The organism is Pseudomonas sp. FP198, from assembly GCF_030687895.1.
In the GTDB taxonomy this organism is placed as follows: domain Bacteria; phylum Pseudomonadota; class Gammaproteobacteria; order Pseudomonadales; family Pseudomonadaceae; genus Aquipseudomonas.
On the sequence record NZ_CP117452.1, the window covers coordinates 5,178,513 to 5,195,775 of the forward strand.

The window sequence follows — 17,263 nt, forward strand, 5'->3', positions numbered from 1 at the left end:
GCCGGTTTTTTTCATTGCAACTGCCGCCTCAATGCCCGCCAAGATACGCGTTGCGCACCTCTTCGTTAGCGAGCAGTTCCTTGCCGCTGCCGGTCAGGCGGATTTCTCCGTTGACCATCACATAGGCCCGGTCGGACAGCTTGAGCGCGTGGTTGGCGTTCTGCTCCACCAGGAAGATAGTCATGCCGGTGGACGCCAGTTCCCGCAGGGTCGCGAAGATCTGCTTCACCACGATCGGCGCCAGTCCCAGGCTCGGCTCGTCGAGCAGCAACAACTTCGGCCGGCTCATCAAGGCCCGGGCGATGGCGAGCATCTGCTGCTCGCCGCCGGACATGGTCATGGCTCGCTGGTTGCGGCGCTCCTTGAGCCGCGGGAACAGCTCGAACATGCGCTGCATGTCTTCGCTGGCGTATTTGTCACCGATAGGAATGGTGCCCATCAGCAGGTTTTCCTCGACGGTCATGTCGGGGAACACCCGGCGCCCTTCCGGCGATTGAGCGATACCGTTGGAGGCGATGTAGTGCGACGACTTGTGGGTGATGTCCACGCCCTGGTAGATGATCTGCCCACCCGCTGCGCGGGGCTGGCCGAAGATCGACATCAGTAGCGTGGACTTGCCGGCACCGTTGGAGCCGATCAGGCTCACGGTTTCGCCTTCGCCGATGTGCATCGAGACTTTCTTCAGGGCCTGGATCGGCCCGTAGAACACGTCCAGCTCCTTGAGTTCGAGGATAGGCCCACTCATACCAATTCCTCTTCATCGGCGCCCAGGTAAGCCGCGATCACCTTCGGATCGTTGCGAATCGCCTCGGGACCGCCCTCGGCAATCACGTTGCCGTGATCCAGCACTACGATGTGATCGGAAATACTCATCACCATGCCCATGTCGTGTTCGATCAGCACCACGGTCAGATCGTGCTCGTCGCGCAGCAGCCGGATCATCGCGCTCAGTGCTTCGGTTTCCTGGGGATTGAGGCCGGCGGCCGGTTCGTCGAGACAGATGATCTGCGGACGCGTACACATCGCCCGAGCGATTTCCAGGCGGCGCTGCTGGCCGTAGGAAAGCTCACCGGCCAGGCGGTTGGCGCAATCCACCAGATCCACCACTTCCAGCCAGTAGAAGGCGTGATCCAGGGCATCGCTTTCAGCCTGGCGATAACCCTTGGTGTTGAGGATGCCCGCCACCAGGCTGCGATTGACCCACATGTGCTGGGCCACCAGCAGGTTTTCCAGCACCGACATTTCCTTGAACAGGCGAATGTTCTGGAAGGTTCGCGCCAGGCCGGCGCGGTTCACCAGGTGGGTGCCGCCGAACATCTTGTAGTACAGCCGGCTGGCGAAAGACCTTGGCGAGACAAAGTCCGTCGGGCGAAACGCTTCGCCCAATAACTTGATCACGTTGGTCTGCTCGCCACGCACGTTGAGTTCGATCTTGCCGCCCGAAGCCTTGTAGAAACCGGTCAGGCAGTTGAACACCGTGGTCTTGCCCGCGCCGTTGGGGCCGATCAGGGCGAAGATGGAGTTGCGCTTGACTTGCAGGCTGACGTCGCTGAGGGCCTTGATGCCACCGAACTGCATCATCAGGTTTTCGACTTTCAGTACGACTTCGCTCATGGCGCTACCCCCTTGCGCGGCGTCACACCGGTACGGCTGATGCGGATCAGGCCGCGTGGGCGCCAGATCATCATCAATACCATCAACACGCCGAACAGCAGCACGCGGTACTCCGCGAAACCGCGAAGCAGTTCCGGGGCCACGGTCAACACGAAGGCCGCAATCACCACCCCGATGGTCGAGCCCATGCCGCCCAGCACCACGATGGCGAGAATCAGGGCCGACTCAAAGAAGGTGAATGAGGTCGGGTTGACGAAACCTTGATAGGTGGCGAAAAACACACCGGCCAGGCCAGCCGTCGAGGCCCCGATGGTGAACGCCGAGAGCTTGACCAGCACGTGATTCAGCCCCATTGAGCGGCAGGCGATTTCATCCTCGCGCAAGGCTTCCCAGGCACGACCGACCGGCATCCGGGTCAGACGGTGCTTGATATACAGCACGGCCAGCACGACGAGAAACAACACCGCATAGATGAAGTAGTACTTCACGTCCGGGTTGTAGGCAATGCCGAAAAACTCATGGAAGGGTATGCCGCCATCCTTCGCCCTTTTTCCAAGTTCGAGACCGAAGAAGGTTGGCAATGGCGCCGGCATACCGTTCGGGCCACCGGTCAGGCTCAGCCAGTTGTTGAGGACCAGCCGGATGATTTCACCGAACCCCAGGGTCACAATCGCCAGATAATCACCGTGCAGGCGTAGCACCGGGAAGCCGAGGATGCAGCCGGCCAGCCCCGCCGTGATTGCCGCCAGTGGCAGCACCGTCCAGAACCCCAACCCCAGGTACTGGTAACCGAGCGCCAGCCCGTAGGCGCCGATGGCGTAGAACGCCACGTAACCCAGGTCAAGCAGGCCGGCCAGGCCGACCACAATGTTCAGGCCCAGGCCCAGCAGCACGTAGATCAGCCCAAGGATGACCACGCCCAACAGGTACGAGTTGGAGAAAAACGGGAACACCACGGCGATGACGACTACCAGCGGGATGATCCAGCGCAACCGGGTTTTGTAATCGGGGGGCAGGACATGAACCCCGGAGCCGGTGCTTTCAAAACCTTCAAGAATTTTCAGACCCTTGGGCGTTTGCAGGAACAAGCCCAGGGCAAAGCGACCAGCCATGACAATGGCAACAATCCACGCCACCCGGGTCGTTTCCAGATTGAAGCCGTAGCCGTCGAGGACCACGCCAACAATCGGACCGAACACAATAAGGGCAACCAGACCGGTAAGAATCGCGTCAACCAGACTTCTTTTGATATCAATGGTTTTTTTGGTGGTTGAGGACATCGCTTACACCTTCGACACAAGAGGACGGCCAAGCAGGCCTTGGGGCCGAAAGACCAGAACGAGAACGAGCAGCGAGAAGCTGAAGACGTCTTTGTAGTCCGAATTGACCAGACCGGAAAACAGCGACTCGGAGATCCCGAGAATGATTCCCCCAAGCATCGCGCCAGGCAGTGAGCCGATCCCGCCGAGTACCGCCGCAGTGAATGCCTTGATGCCGATGATGAAACCGGCATAGAAGTCGAACGTGCCGTAGTTCATGGTGATCAGCACGCCGGCCAGGGCCGCCATGGCCGCACCAATGATGAACACGTAGGAAATCACCCGGTCGGTGTTGATCCCCAGGATCGAAGCCATCTTGCGGTCTTGCTGGGTCGCGCGACACATGCGGCCGAGCTTGGTGTACTTGATGATGTAGGTCAGCAGGGCCATCCCCGCAAACGCGGCGATCAGAATGAAAACTTTTGTGTAAGTCAGTTGCACGAATCCTGTGCCGACTTCGACACGCCAAGCCCCCGTCAGCAAGGTTGGAACGCCTTGTTGCTTCGCGCCCTGGGCAATCTGTGCGTAGTTTTGCAGGATCAGCGAAATACCGATGGCGCTGATCAGCGGTGCCAGTCGGGTGGAGTTGCGCAGAGGTTTGTAGGCGACACGCTCGATGACCCAGCCATACACCGCCGTAACGACGATGGTAAAGATCAGCGTACCGAGCATCAGCAGGGGAAAGGATTCAATACCGAAGTATGCCAGCAGAGCCAGACTGATCGCCGCGAGGTACGCAGAAATCATGTAAACCTCGCCATGGGCGAAGTTGATCATGCCGATGATGCCATAGACCATTGTGTAGCCGATGGCGATCAGGCCATAGACCGACCCGAGGGTCAGGCCGTTGACCAGTTGCTGCAGGAAAATACCATCCATAACGCAATCTCACGCAGTGAGAACCTGCACACTCTTGAGTGTGCGGTTCTTCTAGGGAAAATACAGATTTACGTCGGAGCAATGTCAGTCAGAGCACTGCATCCCCCTTGTAGGAGCTGGCCTGCCAGCGATGAGGACTGACATTCAACAAAGATGTCGCCTGTCAGTCCGCCATCGCGAGCAGGCTCGCTCCCACATGAATCAGGGGATCTAGCCGATCGCGTTTACTTCTGTTTTTCCAACTGGTGGTACTTGCCGTCCTTGTCCCATTGGTAGACCACGTAGTCGGAGACTTTCAGGTCGCCCTTGCTGTCCCAGGTTTTCTCACCCATGACGGTCTTGACCGGGTTAGCCTTGAGCCACTTGGCCGCAGCTTCGCCATCGTTTTTCTTGGCGCCATTGAAGGCAGCCGCGAGGGTCTGAACCGAAGCATAGGCGTACAGGGTATAGCCTTCCGGCTCAGTGCCCGTGGCACGGAATGCGTCCACTACAGCCTTGCTGTCTGGCAGCAGACGCGGGTCGGCACCGAAAGTCATCAGGACGCCGTCGACAAATTGCGGACCGCCAGCGGTGGTGACCAGTTCGTCGGTCACGATACCGTCGTCGGACATGAACTTGACGTCTTTCAGACCTTGCTCACGCAGTTGACGAACCAGCGGACCGGCTTCCGGGTGCAGACCACCGAAGTACACGACATCGGCCCCAGCGCCGCGGATCTTGGTGACGATGGTGCTGAAGTCTTTCTCACCACGGGTCAGGCCTTCGTACAGCACTGGCGTAACACCGCGCTTGGCCAGTTGAGCCTTGGTCGCATCCGCCAGGCCCTGCCCGTAGGTGTCCTTGTCGTGCAGCACGACGACTTTCTTGCCCTTGAGCACGTCAACGATGTAGTCGCCGGCGACGATGCCCTGCTGGTCATCACGCCCGCACATACGGAACATGGCGCTCAGGCCGCGCTCGGTAACAGCCGGGTTGGTCGAACCCGGGGTGATTGCGATGATGCCGGCTTCGTCGTAGATCTCGGAAGCCGGGATGGTCGAGGAAGAGCAGAAGTGACCGACAACTCCCGCCACTTTCTGATTGGCCAGATCCTTGGCTACCGTAACGGCCTGCTTCGGCTCGCAGGCGTCATCGCCTTTGACCAAGAGGATTTTCTCCCCGTTCACGCCGCCCTTGGCATTGATCTCGTCTGCCGCCGCTTGCGCACCTTTCATGTACTGCTCGCCAAATGCCGCGTTGGCGCCTGTCATGGGACCCGCTACACCGATCTTGATGTCAGCCTGGGCAAACGCAGAAACACCCAGCGCAGCTGCCACTGCGAGGGCCAGAAAGCCTTTCTTGTAAAACGTCTGGGACATGAGGTGGTGCTCCAAGGTTTTTTTTAGTTGGCACTGCGACTTCACTTCACTGAAAAGCTAAGAGCAAGGGCCGTGCCATCGGTTTTTTATTCTTAAAAAAGTCGCTGCTTTATTGTTATTTCGACTGTTTCGGGCCCTTTTTCACAGGGCGTGCAACCGTCTAAACCGGACGAGGTGCAACCGTTTTTACAAGTAGGTGAAACCCTCCATGAGCCATCATTGCAACCGCCATACGAAACGGCGTGCAACCACTGTGTAACAACCTGCGTCACCTAACTGCACACTGCCGGTGCGCGGCTGCTACAGCCCGCACCATAACAGGCTAGCCGCTGTGTTGAAAAACGCCGCTGCCCGTAACACTTTTCAACAATCAGATGACGATTCGCAGGCACTGGCCCGCGTGATACAGGGAAAAGCCCGCCTCATACAGGCAACTGCGCAGGCCCACGCCGGCCAAGGGTTGCATGGGCGCGAAAGGGATCGGCAATGCCTTGGCATCGCCGTGGCACAGATAGTCGGCGAATGCCTTGCCGACCACGGTGCCGGTGGTCACGCCTCGACCGTTGTAGCCGGTGACTGCCACCAGGCCTGGCGCCGGCTCGAACAGGCGCATCAGATGGTCGGGCGTGAACGCAATGCAACCGGTCCAGGTGCACTCCCACTCCACAGGCTTGAGGTAAGGGAAATAATGCTGCTGCACCCGGTCCGCCCAGGCCTTGAGAAACCAGGTTGGCTTACGGTTGCCATTGCCCAGGCTGCCCAGCAGCAAGCGACCGTCCTTGTCCCGGCGGATGCTGCTCAATACCTGGCGAGTATCCCAGGAACCTTGCCCACCCGGCAGAATGCGGTGGGCGGCCGCGTCGGTCAGTGGGACCGAAGCGACCTGATAGTAATATCCGGGAAAGAAATTGCGCCGCAGTTCGGTCCAGTCGCCTTCGGTATAGGCGTTGGACGCGATCACGACTTGCTCGGCCAGCACCGAACCCTGGGCAGTCTGCACTGACCAGCGCTGGCCCTGGCGCTCCAGGCGCGTGACCGGCGAATGATCGAACAACTGGCCGCCAAGGTCCTTGGCCGCCTTGGCCAGCCCGCTGGTGTAGGCCATCGGGTTGAGCGTGCCGGCGCGGCGATCAAGCAATGCCGCGGCGATCCTGTCGGTGCCGGTAGCCTCGGCACAGGCTTGGCCGGTCAGCAGTTCCACCGGCGCGCCACGGCGTTTCCATTGTTCTTCGCGGCTGCGCAGGTCCGCCTCGCCCCGGGCGTTGTGGGCCATATGCAGGGTGCCTTCGCGGCGCAGCTGGCAATCGATGTTGTATTTGTCGACGAGACTGAACACCAAGGCCGGCGCGGCCCCGAGCATGCGGTTGAGCTGGCTGCCCACCGCCTCGCCAAAACCGGCCTCGATATCATCCGGCGGGATCCACAGGCCGGCGTTCACCAGCCCGACGTTACGCCCCGAGCCGCCATGTCCGGCCCGATGGGCTTCCAGCACTGCCACGCGTTTGCCCTGTTCGAGCAAGTGCACCGCCGCTGACAGACCGGTAAAACCAGCGCCGATCACACAGACATCTACCGTGACCTCGCCTTTGAGCGCGGTGTTTTCGGGCCTTTGTGGCGTCAGCTTTTCCCACAGACATTCTTCGCGTAACGGCATTGCCAGACTCCAACAGAAACCTAACAAACACTGAATTCAATTGTGGGAGCGAGCCTGCTCGCGAAGCGGTTTCATCTGCCAACCTTCATATTGGCTGATCCGACGCTTTCGCGAGCAGGCTCGCTCCCACAGGGGGACTATTTCCACAGAGAGCTTTCGCTGACCGGTTCTCAGTCGAAAGTAATCCCCTGCGCCAACGGCAATTCCAGCGAGTAGTTCACGGTATTGGTCTGACGACGCATATAGCCGCGCCACGCATCGGAGCCGGACTCGCGACCGCCGCCGGTTTCCTTTTCGCCACCAAAGGCTCCGCCGATCTCCGCGCCGCTCGGGCCGATGTTGACGTTGGCGATGCCGCAATCGCTGCCCACCGCCGACATGAACTGCTCGGCCTCACGCACATCAGTGGTGAAGATGCACGACGACAGGCCTTGGGGCACGGAGTTGTTCAAATCCAGCGCTTCAGCAAAATCCTTGTAACCGACCACGTAGAGGATCGGCGCGAACGTTTCGTGGCGCACCACGTCGCTTTGCTCGGGCATTTCGACGATGGCCGGCGAAACGTAGTAAGCGTTCGGGAACTGGTCTTCGAGCTGGCGCTTGCCGCCAAACACCCGACCGCCTTCGCTCAGGGCCTGTTCCAGCGCATCCTGCATGTTGTCGAAGCTCTGCTTGTCGATCAGCGGCCCTACCAGGTTGCCTTCCAGCGGATGACCGATGCGCACTTTCGAGTAGGCGGCCTTGAGGCGCGTGACGATCTCCTCCTTCACCGATTCATGGGCGATCAAACGGCGCAAGGTGGTGCAGCGCTGGCCGGCGGTGCCGACGGCGCTGAACAGGATCGCCCGCACTGCCATGTCCAGGTCGGCGCTCGGGGCCAGGATCATGGCGTTGTTGCCACCCAGTTCGAGGATGCTGCGGGCAAAACGCGCCGCGACTTTCGGTGCGACTTCGCGCCCCATCCGGGTGCTGCCGGTAGCGCTGATCAACGCGACGCGGGGGTCATCCACCAACGCTTCGCCAGCATCGCGGCCACCGATGATCACTTGGCTCAGGTACGGCGGCGCATCACTGAAATTCTCCAGTACGCGCTCGAACAATGCCTGGCAGGCCAGGGCGGTCAGCGGGGTTTTCTCCGACGGTTTCCAGATCACCGAATTACCGCACACCAAGGCCAGCGTGGTGTTCCATGCCCACACCGCGACCGGGAAGTTGAAGGCGCTGATCACCCCGACCACCCCCAGCGGGTGCCAGGTTTCGCGCATGTGATGGCCCGGACGCTCGGAGGCGATGGTCAGGCCATACAACTGGCGGGACAGACCGACGGCGAAATCACAGATGTCGATCATCTCCTGCACTTCACCCAGGCCTTCCTGAGTGATCTTGCCGGCTTCCCACGACACCAGTTCGCCGAGGTCGGCCTTGTATTCGCGTAGCAGGTCGCCAAACTGACGCACCAGTTCGCCGCGACGGGGCGCCGGCACCTTGCGCCACAAATCGAAGGCATGTTCGGCACGGCTGACCTGTTGCTCGACTTCAGCGGCGCCTTCCCAGTTCACCGCGCCGATGCGACTGCCGTCGATGGGCGAATGCACGGGCTGTTTGCCGTTCTGGTACAGGGCCGGGTTGACGCCCAGACGATCAAGCAATGCAGCAACCATGGGTAAATCCTCATGCGAAAGACAAAGATTTGGCAGCCGGGCAATCACGGCTGATCAGACCTGTAGTTGTAGCTGGCCCGAGACTTGCCAACAAACGACCTTTAAGCGAGATATCATTCCGTTTATTCATGCTGCCACTCAAGCAGACTCTTCAGCACAAAAGCAGAGCGACAAAAATAAGGCTCCATCATGCTCAATAAGCGTTATTTGCCGTCGATCACCGCGTTGCAGTGCTTCGAAGCGGTGACCCGTCACCTGAGCTTCACCCGCGCCGCCGAAGAATTGAACCTGACCCAGAGCGCTGTCAGCAAACAGGTCGCGCAGCTTGAAGAATTGCTGCAACACCTGCTGTTTCGCCGCGTTCGCCGACGCTTGCAACTGACGCCCGCCGGGGATCTGTATCTGGGGGAGGTGCGAAAAATCCTTTCCCAGGTAGAGATGTCGACCCATTACCTGCGTTCCTACGGTGGCGACACCGAAGTCCTGCGAGTTTCTACGCCTCCGACCTTCGGCGCCCGCTGGCTGGTCCCGCGGCTCAAAGGCTGGCGCCTGCGCCATCCCAGCATTCATCTGGACCTGTGCAGCGAGCAGGAGGCCGACGACCTGCAGCAGGGACGCAGTGACCTGGCCTTCTATTTCGGCCAGGGCTCGCGGCCGGGCACCGAATCCCTGAAGCTGTTCGGCGAAGAACTGGTGCCGGTCTGCGCACCCGGCAGCCTGCCGGACGAGCCTTTCACCGATCCCACGCAACTGACCGGGCTGGTGCTACTGCAGAACGCCTCCCGGCCCCAGGCATGGCACGACTGGTTCGACCATCAGGGTTACCACACCGAACACAGCTATCACGGACCACGCTTCGAGACGTTTTACATGTGCATCCGCGCCGCCCAGGTCGGCTGTGGCGTGGCCCTGCTGCCAAGATTCCTGGTGGAGGAAGAACTGGCTGACGGCAAGCTGGTCATCCCTTGGCAACATCCGATGCCCAGTACCAATGCCTACTACCTGGCGTACCCGGAACATTCGGCGGAAGTGCCCAAGGTGCGGTTGTTCGTGGAATGGATGCTGGAGCAGATCGCTAGCCCTGATGCGCCGCTATAGCGACGGTTGCCCCCGTGGCGAGGGAGCTTGCTCCCGCTGGGCTGCGCAGCGGCCCTAAAAATTCTGTCAGATGAAAAATTCTGCGTCGGCTTCGCAGCCGAGCGGGAGCAAGCTCCCTCGCCACAAAAGACCTGCGAACGCTAAAAAATACTGGCAATAACCATCCCGGTTATGCGCCACTAGACCTTTCAACACGACTGCCGCACGCCGCAGCACCCGTCTGGAGATTCCCATTATGAGCGAGAGCGTGTTTGCCGATCGCATCGTGCAGAACCTGCTCGACACCGACTTCTACAAGCTGACGATGATGCAGGCGGTGCTGCACAACTACCCCAACGTCGAGGTGGAATGGGAGTTTCGTTGCCGCAACAGCGAAGACCTGCGCCCTTACCTCGCGGAAATTCGTTTCCAGATCGAACGCCTGGCCGAACTGAGCCTGAGCGCCGACCAGCTGGGTTTCCTCGAGCGCATCAGCTTCCTCAAGCCGGATTTCCTGCGCTTCCTGGGCTTGTTTCGCTTCAACCTGCGCTATGTGCACACCGGCATCGATAACGGCGAGCTGTTTATCCGTCTGCGCGGGCCCTGGCTGCACGTCATCCTGTTCGAAGTCCCGCTGCTGGCCATCGTCAGCGAGGTGCGCAACCGTTATCGCTACCGTGAAGTCGTCCTGGAACAGGCGCGAGAGCAGCTTTATCGCAAGTTCGACTGGCTGACGGCCAACGCCAGTGCCGACGAATTGTCCGAACTGCAAGTGGCCGACTTCGGTACTCGCCGGCGGTTTTCCTACCGTGTCCAGGAAGAAGTGGTGAACGTGCTCAAGCACGACTTCCCCGGCCGCTTCGTCGGCACCAGCAATGTGCACCTGTCCCGAGAACTGGACATGAAGCCCTTGGGCACCATGGCCCACGAATGGATCATGGCCCACCAGCAACTGGGCCCGCGCCTGATCGACAGCCAGATCGCCGCGCTCGACTGCTGGGTTCGCGAATACCGAGGCCTGCTGGGCATCGCACTGACCGACTGCATCACCATGGATGCTTTCCTGAAGGACTTCGATCTGTTCTTCGCCAAGCTGTTCGACGGTTTGCGTCATGATTCGGGGGACCCGGTCATCTGGGCTGAAAAAGCCATTGCCCACTACCACAAACTGGGCATCGACCCGATGAGCAAGACACTGGTGTTCTCCGACAGCCTGACGTTGCCCAAATGCCTGGATATTTTCCGCGCCTTGCGTGGTCGCATTAATGTGAGCTTCGGTATCGGGACCAACCTGACTTGCGACATTCCAGGCGTGGAGCCGATGAGCATCGTGCTTAAAATGATCAGCTGTGACGGGCAACCCGTGGCCAAGATTTCAGACGAGCCCGGCAAGACCCACTGCAAGGATCCGAATTTCGTCGCCTATATGCGACATGTTTTCCAAGTACCTGCCGCCCTTTCCGGCACATCAAGCAAGGAGTGAATTCATGCAAGCCGTACAGCGTGAGATTGCTGAACAGCTCAAGGTCCAGCCACCATTCGCCGATGACGCCGCCCTCAAGGCCGAAATCGCGCGCCGGGTGAGCTTCATTCAGGACTGCCTCGTCAACTCGGGTCTCAAGAGCCTGGTGCTGGGAATCAGCGGTGGGGTCGACTCGTTGACCGCCGGCCTGCTGGCCCAACGTGCCGTGCGCGAGCTGCGGGAAAAAACCGGCAATTCGGCGTACCGGTTCATCGCCGTGCGCCTGCCGTACGAAACCCAGTTCGATGAGCACGAAGCCCAGGCCTGCGTCGATTTCATCGAGCCGGACGAGCGCCATACCGTCAACATCGGTCCGGCGGTCAAGGCACTGGCGAAGGAAGTCCTGGCATTCGAAGGCAAGGCGCCAGGTTCGCGGGATTTCGTGTTGGGCAATACCAAGGCGCGGATGCGCATGGTGGCGCAATACACCATCGCCGGCGCGGAGCAAGGCCTGGTGATCGGCACCGACCACGCGGCCGAAGCGGTCATGGGTTTCTTCACCAAGTTCGGTGACGGCGCCTGCGACCTGGCCCCGCTGAGCGGCCTGGTGAAAAACCAGGTCAGGGCCATCGCCCGGGATTTCGGCGCGCCAGAGTCGCTGGTGGAAAAAGTCCCCACCGCTGACCTGGAAGACCTGTCGCCAGGCAAGCCGGATGAAGCCGCCCATGGCGTGACCTACGGCGAGATCGACGCCTTCCTGCATGGCCAACCGATTCGCGAAGAGGCGGCCAGGATCATTTGCGACACCTACCGCAAGACCGAGCACAAGCGAGTGATGCCGTACGCGCCGTAATCACCGCGGTGGTCTGATATCACCTGTGGGAGCGGGTTGTTTGCCCGGCATGAAAAAAGCGCCCTGCTTGGGGCGCTTTTTTTTTGTGCCTGAAATTTGATTACTTCAGGGTAACCGTGCCTTTCATCATCGAGATGTGGCCCGGGAACGAGCAGAAGAAACCGTACTTCTCGGAAGCACTCAATTTCGAAACATCAAAGGTCACCGAGTCGGTTTCCTTGGCGCCGATGATTTTGGTGTGGGCGATGACGCGAGTGTCACCGTCCTTCAGGTAGCTCTTGTCGATACCGGCGGCCAGACCGTCAGTGGCGATCGGCTGCATGTCAGCCTCTTTGCTCAGCACCCAGTTATGACCCATGACGTTTTTTGGCAGGTTGCCGGAATGAGTCAGCTCAACGGTGAAGGTCTTGCAGCTCTTGTCGATTTCGATGGCCTTGGTACTGAAGGACATCTGATCGGTGGAATCGATGGTGGTCTTGCATTCCGCTGCCATCAGTTGGCTGCTGGCCAGCGTCAACAGGGATACTGCTACAAGTTTGGCGAACATCATGAATCTCCAAGGCATGGTTAACAAAATTCCGTCAAGGGGAAGACTGCCTGATTTTCCAGCAAGTTCCTATGACCTGTGTCAAAGATTGTATACAACTTAAGACTATCAGCCTGATGGACAGAATCAACCAGCCACAAGTATGACTCGCCCGTTACGATCGGCTCCATCACCTCTCTGGAGCAACCGTCATGAACCTCAACAGCCTGTTATGCAGCCTGCTCGCCGCCTACGCCTGCGGCGCCAGCGGCACCTACGAAAAACCCCGGCGCGAGGTTTAATTCTTTGCGCCACAAGGGGCAGGCTTTACTCTGGACCGGTTAGCGATCACGGAGTAAAGCCACGCTAAACCGCTGGGGCTGCTGGAAGTGAATGGTTTCTACAGCAAACTCACCGGTTTTCTCGATCACATCGTCGGTGAAGGCTTCGTCCGCGCGCCGCATCGTGACATGCTGCAAGTGAGCGACTCGGCCCATGACCTGCTCGATGCGCTGGATGAATGGCAACCCTCGGTGCCACCGAAATGGGCCGAGCAAAAACCCAGCTAACGGCTCGACCCCGATACAGGGCAGAATACGCGCCGCTCAACCTCACCTTCGACCCCAGAGGATCGCCCATGGCCAAACCCAATTATTCCTTCGCCAAACGTCAGAGAGACCTGGCCAAGGAGCAGAAGAAAGAGGAAAAGCTCCAACGCAAGAAAGCCACCGCCGATGAAGCAGCACTGAACCCCGATGCGGAAGGTGAAGTGGCGGCAGACGATGATCCAGATGCACCGAAAGACCAGGCCCCCGACGCCTGACTCCTCCAGGGCCCGATGATCCGATCCGGCCCCACGGTTTTGTGTCCAGGGCCGGCAGCCTCGCTGCCGGCCCTCACAACCCCAGCGCGTTGATAATCGACAAGCGATAACCAGCAGGCAGGTTCGCTGGTAACTGGCTTGGCTCGAACAGCCCGATCTCCTTGTGCTCATGACTGATCGTAGGCACGAAACCGCCCAGCAACTGGCAGCGGTAAGTGGAGATGAACACGTGTTTGCCGGGAATCACCTCGAACAGATACGAATCCAGCGGTTCGCCCACGCTGACCTCGACCGCCAGCTCCTCGGCGATTTCCCGTGCCAGGCATTGCGGCGGCGTTTCGCCCAGCTCGATCCGCCCACCGGGCAGTTCCCATTCGTCCCGCTCGTTGAGCATCAGCACGACCAGGCCGTCGGGAGACTGTAGTACGCCTTTGATGGAAACCGGGAACATGCATTTTCCTCTCAATTAAATACAAACCCTGTGGGAGCGAGCTTGCTCGCGATAGCGGCGTATCAGTCACATCGAGGCTGACTGAACCTGCGCTATCGCGAGCAAGCTCGCTCCCACATTGGTCCCACTACACTCACGACTCCAACGGCATCACCGTCACCCGTACTTCCGGATCATGGGTACCGCCCCCCAGGATCACCCCGCGCAAAGGCGACACATCGGAAAAATCCCGGCCCCAGGCCAGGGTGATGTGCTCCAGGGACGGTTGCACGTTGTTGGTCGGATCGAAATCCACCCACCCCAGCACCGGGCAAAACACTGAGATCCACGCATGAGAAGCGTCTGCACCAATCAATCGAGCCTGGCCGGGGGGTGGCTGGGTCAGCAGATAACCGCTGACGTAACGCGCCGCCAATCCGCGAGAACGCACGCAGGCCAGCATCAGGTGGGCAAAATCCTGGCAGACGCCCCGGCGTCGCTCCAGCACTTCCACCAGCGGTGTCGCGACCTGGGTGGCCTCCGCGTCGAAAGTGAACTCCTCGAAGATTTTTTCCATCAATGCCTGGACGCCGAGCATCAACGGACGACCGACCGGGAAACAACTTTCGGAAAACTCGACGAAGCTGCGCTTGAGGTGCACATAGGGTGACTCGAAACGATAGCGGCAGGCATCCAGCAACTGCGCCGCCAGCGGTCGACCGCTGTAGGTCAATGCATGACGAGTGGATTCCCAGGCGGGCGATGAACTGAAATCCAGTGACGGGCGCGCCTGCACCTCGACGCTCAGGCGGGCATTGACCAGCAGCTCATCGTGGGGCCGCTCGAAGGCCAGGCGGGTCAGCGGATTGCCGAACACATCCTGTTCATCGCGACGGGTCGTGGGCTCCGGGCTGATGGTCAGTTGTCGCTCGGTACAGCGCTGCCATTCACAGGGCCGCGGCCATAGATGCGCCAGTTGCTGGGCGAGGGACACCGGGCTGTCGTAGTGATAGTGGGTGTCGTGAAGGATCTGGTAACGGGCATTCATCAGACGGATACCGTGCGCTGGCTGACGTCGTCAACATGGGCGAAATGGCGCAAGGCCAGGCGATCGGACACCTGCCCGCTGACATCGGCGACTTCCTGCAGCAGATCGGCCAAACCGTCGAGCGCCGCGCGCAGGCTGGCTTCGCCAAACAAAAAACTCTCCAGGCAGCGCAGGTCAAAGCGCGACAGTCGCGCCACCAGTTCCGGCAGGGCGGTTTCTCTCGGCGCGCCAAAATCGTCGTTCAAGCGCTTGACGGTGCGCGCCACCAGTTTCAACTGGAAGAGCACCGCGTGAGGGTTCTGCTCGTCCAGCAACAGAAGATCGAGCACCGGGATCAGCTGCGCCACCGCCAGGTATCGCGAACGGTAGGTGATGCTGCTGTTGCCCAACTCCAGCAACCATTCCAGCCCGGCCTGATCGAAAACCGCCTCGCCGCGCAGGAATGCCGCCAGGCTGCTGCTGAGAAATTGCAGACGCTCCAGGCGCCGGCCGATCATCAGGAAACGCCAGCCCTCGTCGCGGGTCATGTCGTCCAGGGCGAACCCGGACAATGCGGCCAGGGACATTACCAGTCGATTGAGAAAATCCAGCAACTCACCGAAGTCCGGCTCGCTGGTTTCCAGTTCCACGGCTTCGCGTTGCAGTTCCACCAGTGCCTGCCAGTTCTCCCGGGACAGCTTGCCACGGACCTGCGAGGCCGCCCACTGCAAGCGCTGCAGATTGGAGCGCAGGCTGAACGACCAGTCATCCCCGAGCATGGCCGCCAGCAGGCGCTCGGGCAACTCGCCCTCCTCCGGCAACAACATCAGGCTCTCGCCCAGGGCGACCGCCGATTGCAAGGCTTGCGGATCATCGCCATCGACATAGCGCGCCAGCATGATCCGCAGCAGACGGGCGCTGTCGTCGCAACGTTCGCAGTAGCGGCCAAACCAGAACAGGTTTTCCACCACACGAGACGGCAGATAGGGATCGCGGCGCACCAGATCATGCACGCCCACGGTTCGCTGGGCCTTCCATTGCTCACCGCCGGGCGCCTGCTCGCCCAGCACCCAGGTGTCCTTGCTGGCGCCACCGCGCTGCATCGACACCACTTCGGCATCAGCCTCGGCGGCCACGCGGGTCAGGCCTCCCGGCAGCACCCGATAATCGTCTTTGCCGGACACCGCATAAACCCGCATGCCAATGGCTCGAGGCTGGACCTGGCCATCTTCGGCCTGCCATACCGGCGCCTGGGACAGTTGCGCCAGTTCCTGAGCAACATAGGCATAGGGCCGCGCCTGCATGCGTGCGGCCAATTGAGCGCGCTGGTCTTCGTCCAGGTCCCGACCGAATACCGGCGTGAAGCTCTGGGACGGAAACGCCGGCTTGATCAACAACTGCGGCAGTTTCTCCAGGGCCTGGGCCAGCACCGGCGGCTCTCCGCACCACCAGGTGGCGATGGAGGGCAGCATCAGCTCTTCACCGAAAAGAAACTGGCTGATTTTCGGCAGGAACCCCAAGAGCCCGGGAGACTCCAGGACCCCGCTACCCAGTGCGTTGGCCACCAGCACCCGCCCCTGACGCACCGCCTCCAGCAATCCGGGCACGCCCAGGGCTGAATCGGTGCGCAGCTCCAGCGGGTCGCAGAAATCATCATCGAGCCGACGCATGATCGCGTGGACCCGACGCAGCCCGCTGAGCGTCTTCAGATAGACCGTGGCGTCGCGGACGGTCAGGTCGCCGCCTTCCACCAGCGGGTAGCCGAGTTGCCGCGCCAGGTAGAGGTGTTCGAAGTAGCTTTCGTTGAACCGACCGGGCGTCAGCAGTACCACCAGCGGCGGCTCGCCGTTGCTGGGAGCCTGTCGCGCCAGGGTTTCTTGCAACGTACGGAAGAAACCGGACAGGTGTTGCACCTTGAGGTCGCGATAAAGGTCGGGAAAGGCCCGCGACACGATGGTGCGATTTTCCAACGCATAACCGGCGCCCGAGGGCGCCTGGGTCCGATCCGCAGTCACCCACCAACGGCCATCGGGCGCGCGCGCCAGATCCACGGCATACAAGTGCAGGAAGTTGCCGTCTGGCGGTGTGATGCCCTGGCAGGGCCAAAGGAAATTGTTGTGCCCGAACACCAGCTCCGCCGGCAACAGCCCCTCGCTGATCAGCCGCTGCGGCCCGTACAGGTCGGCCAGCACGGCATTGAGCAAGCGTGCCCGCTGGGCAATGCCGGCCGACAGTTGCGTCCACTCCCGAGCGTCGATGACATGGGGCAGCAGGTCCAGCTCCCAGGGCCGATCAGCTCCCTTGGGGTCTGCATAGACGTTATAGGTGACGCCATTTTCCTGGATCTGCCGGGCGAGCAATGCCTGGCGCTGGATCAACTGAGCCGGCGTGCTGCGCTGCAATTGGTCGAACAGCCGCCGCCAATGCGCACGCACCGCACCGCTGTCATCCAGCAATTCGTGATAGGTGCCCGTCGTCAACGGGTAACGGTCAAGCAGGTCAGGCATGGAAAGCTCGGCAGGACGGCAATGAAAGGTGAGACTAGCGCAGGCAGATGACACCCGGATAGGTATGTTTGAG

At 60.5% G+C, this 17,263-nt stretch carries 15 protein-coding genes and 1 pseudogene; 5 read left to right on the forward strand and 11 right to left on the reverse strand.

Annotated features, from left to right (window positions below; translation table 11 throughout):
- Nucleotides 1-28: 28 nt before the first annotated feature.
- From PSH78_RS23595 to PSH78_RS23625, 7 genes are all read right to left on the reverse strand, one after another.
- Nucleotides 29-745, reverse strand: coding sequence for an ABC transporter ATP-binding protein (locus PSH78_RS23595; protein WP_305497148.1), 717 nt, complete (start codon nucleotides 743-745; stop codon nucleotides 29-31).
- A complete protein-coding gene (locus tag PSH78_RS23600) occupies nucleotides 742-1,614 on the reverse strand; it encodes an ABC transporter ATP-binding protein (RefSeq protein ID WP_305497149.1) in 873 nt (290 codons plus the stop codon). The genes PSH78_RS23595 and PSH78_RS23600 overlap by 4 nt, the downstream gene beginning before the upstream one ends.
- Nucleotides 1,611-2,894 (reverse strand): high-affinity branched-chain amino acid ABC transporter permease LivM, encoded by a 1,284-nt coding sequence (gene livM, locus PSH78_RS23605; RefSeq protein WP_305497150.1) that lies wholly within the window; start codon nucleotides 2,892-2,894, stop codon nucleotides 1,611-1,613. Before livM ends, PSH78_RS23600 begins: the two co-directional genes overlap by 4 nt.
- 3 nt (nucleotides 2,895-2,897) lie before the next feature.
- Nucleotides 2,898-3,812, reverse strand: a complete 915-nt coding sequence (locus PSH78_RS23610; RefSeq protein ID WP_046064350.1) for a branched-chain amino acid ABC transporter permease — start codon at nucleotides 3,810-3,812, stop codon at nucleotides 2,898-2,900.
- 224 nt (nucleotides 3,813-4,036) lie between these two features.
- Nucleotides 4,037-5,170 carry a branched-chain amino acid ABC transporter substrate-binding protein gene (locus PSH78_RS23615; RefSeq protein ID WP_305497151.1) on the reverse strand — a complete coding sequence of 378 codons (1,134 nt, stop codon included), beginning with the start codon at nucleotides 5,168-5,170 and terminating at the stop codon, nucleotides 4,037-4,039.
- 370 nt (nucleotides 5,171-5,540) lie between these two features.
- Nucleotides 5,541-6,824, reverse strand: a complete 1,284-nt coding sequence (locus PSH78_RS23620; RefSeq protein WP_305497153.1) for an FAD-binding oxidoreductase — start codon at nucleotides 6,822-6,824, stop codon at nucleotides 5,541-5,543.
- Nucleotides 6,825-6,994: 170 nt separating this feature from the next.
- The gene (locus PSH78_RS23625; RefSeq protein WP_305497156.1) at nucleotides 6,995-8,485 is read right to left on the reverse strand and encodes an aldehyde dehydrogenase family protein; all 1,491 of its coding nucleotides are present in this window, start codon (nucleotides 8,483-8,485) and stop codon (nucleotides 6,995-6,997) included.
- Between the two features lie 189 nt (nucleotides 8,486-8,674).
- Between PSH78_RS23625 and PSH78_RS23630 the strand changes: the two genes are divergently transcribed.
- The 3 genes from PSH78_RS23630 to nadE all read left to right on the forward strand — a co-directional run bounded on the left by PSH78_RS23630 (nucleotide 8,675) and on the right by nadE (nucleotide 11,877).
- Nucleotides 8,675-9,583, forward strand: a complete 909-nt coding sequence (locus PSH78_RS23630; protein ID WP_305497157.1) for a LysR family transcriptional regulator — start codon at nucleotides 8,675-8,677, stop codon at nucleotides 9,581-9,583.
- Nucleotides 9,584-9,818: 235 nt separating this feature from the next.
- Entirely contained in the window at nucleotides 9,819-11,045 is a 1,227-nt protein-coding gene (gene pncB, locus PSH78_RS23635) for a nicotinate phosphoribosyltransferase (protein WP_305497159.1), read from the forward strand.
- Between the two features lie 4 nt (nucleotides 11,046-11,049).
- Nucleotides 11,050-11,877: an ammonia-dependent NAD(+) synthetase gene (gene nadE, locus PSH78_RS23640; RefSeq protein ID WP_305497162.1), complete on the forward strand. Its 828-nt coding sequence runs from the start codon at nucleotides 11,050-11,052 to the stop codon at nucleotides 11,875-11,877.
- A 100-nt stretch (nucleotides 11,878-11,977) separates the two neighbouring features.
- On the opposite strand, the gene azu is transcribed toward nadE, so the two are convergent.
- Nucleotides 11,978-12,424, reverse strand: a complete 447-nt coding sequence (gene azu, locus PSH78_RS23645; RefSeq protein ID WP_305497164.1) for an azurin — start codon at nucleotides 12,422-12,424, stop codon at nucleotides 11,978-11,980.
- A gap of 341 nt (nucleotides 12,425-12,765) precedes the next feature.
- Between azu and PSH78_RS23650 the strand changes: the two are divergent.
- Together PSH78_RS23650 and PSH78_RS23655 are read left to right on the forward strand one after the other, a co-directional pair.
- A pseudogene (locus PSH78_RS23650) lies at nucleotides 12,766-12,972 on the forward strand (LOG family protein); the annotation flags it as partial.
- 68 nt (nucleotides 12,973-13,040) lie between these two features.
- Nucleotides 13,041-13,226, forward strand: a complete 186-nt coding sequence (locus PSH78_RS23655; protein ID WP_305497166.1) for a hypothetical protein — start codon at nucleotides 13,041-13,043, stop codon at nucleotides 13,224-13,226.
- Nucleotides 13,227-13,299: 73 nt separating this feature from the next.
- On the opposite strand, the gene PSH78_RS23660 is transcribed toward PSH78_RS23655, so the two are convergent.
- The 3 genes from PSH78_RS23660 to PSH78_RS23670 all read right to left on the reverse strand — a co-directional run bounded on the left by PSH78_RS23660 (nucleotide 13,300) and on the right by PSH78_RS23670 (nucleotide 17,190).
- Nucleotides 13,300-13,677, reverse strand: coding sequence for an NUDIX domain-containing protein (locus PSH78_RS23660; RefSeq protein ID WP_305497168.1), 378 nt, complete (start codon nucleotides 13,675-13,677; stop codon nucleotides 13,300-13,302).
- A gap of 133 nt (nucleotides 13,678-13,810) precedes the next feature.
- Nucleotides 13,811-14,704, reverse strand: a complete 894-nt coding sequence (locus tag PSH78_RS23665; protein WP_305497169.1) for a transglutaminase family protein — start codon at nucleotides 14,702-14,704, stop codon at nucleotides 13,811-13,813.
- The gene (locus PSH78_RS23670; RefSeq protein WP_305497170.1) at nucleotides 14,704-17,190 is read right to left on the reverse strand and encodes a circularly permuted type 2 ATP-grasp protein; all 2,487 of its coding nucleotides are present in this window, start codon (nucleotides 17,188-17,190) and stop codon (nucleotides 14,704-14,706) included. Before PSH78_RS23670 ends, PSH78_RS23665 begins: the two co-directional genes overlap by 1 nt.
- Between the last annotated feature and the right edge of the window lie 73 nt (nucleotides 17,191-17,263).

Bases quoted from the DNA above. Each gene is read 5' to 3' on its own strand.
- PSH78_RS23615 (WP_305497151.1), bottom strand. From the start codon at position 5,170: ATGTCCCAGACGTTTTACAAGAAAGGCTTTCTGGCCCTCGCAGTGGCA.
- PSH78_RS23670 (WP_305497170.1), bottom strand. From the start codon at position 17,190: ATGCCTGACCTGCTTGACCGTTACCCGTTGACGACGGGCACCTATCAC.
- PSH78_RS23620 (WP_305497153.1), bottom strand. From the start codon at position 6,824: ATGCCGTTACGCGAAGAATGTCTGTGGGAAAAGCTGACGCCACAAAGG.
- livM (WP_305497150.1), bottom strand. From the start codon at position 2,894: ATGTCCTCAACCACCAAAAAAACCATTGATATCAAAAGAAGTCTGGTT.
- PSH78_RS23630 (WP_305497157.1), top strand. From the start codon at position 8,675: ATGCTCAATAAGCGTTATTTGCCGTCGATCACCGCGTTGCAGTGCTTC.
- PSH78_RS23625 (WP_305497156.1), bottom strand. From the start codon at position 8,485: ATGGTTGCTGCATTGCTTGATCGTCTGGGCGTCAACCCGGCCCTGTAC.
- PSH78_RS23660 (WP_305497168.1), bottom strand. From the start codon at position 13,677: ATGTTCCCGGTTTCCATCAAAGGCGTACTACAGTCTCCCGACGGCCTG.
- PSH78_RS23655 (WP_305497166.1), top strand. From the start codon at position 13,041: ATGGCCAAACCCAATTATTCCTTCGCCAAACGTCAGAGAGACCTGGCC.
- azu (WP_305497164.1), bottom strand. From the start codon at position 12,424: ATGTTCGCCAAACTTGTAGCAGTATCCCTGTTGACGCTGGCCAGCAGC.
- pncB (WP_305497159.1), top strand. From the start codon at position 9,819: ATGAGCGAGAGCGTGTTTGCCGATCGCATCGTGCAGAACCTGCTCGAC.
- nadE (WP_305497162.1), top strand. From the start codon at position 11,050: ATGCAAGCCGTACAGCGTGAGATTGCTGAACAGCTCAAGGTCCAGCCA.
- PSH78_RS23600 (WP_305497149.1), bottom strand. From the start codon at position 1,614: ATGAGCGAAGTCGTACTGAAAGTCGAAAACCTGATGATGCAGTTCGGT.
- PSH78_RS23610 (WP_046064350.1), bottom strand. From the start codon at position 3,812: ATGGATGGTATTTTCCTGCAGCAACTGGTCAACGGCCTGACCCTCGGG.
- PSH78_RS23665 (WP_305497169.1), bottom strand. From the start codon at position 14,704: ATGAATGCCCGTTACCAGATCCTTCACGACACCCACTATCACTACGAC.
- PSH78_RS23595 (WP_305497148.1), bottom strand. From the start codon at position 745: ATGAGTGGGCCTATCCTCGAACTCAAGGAGCTGGACGTGTTCTACGGG.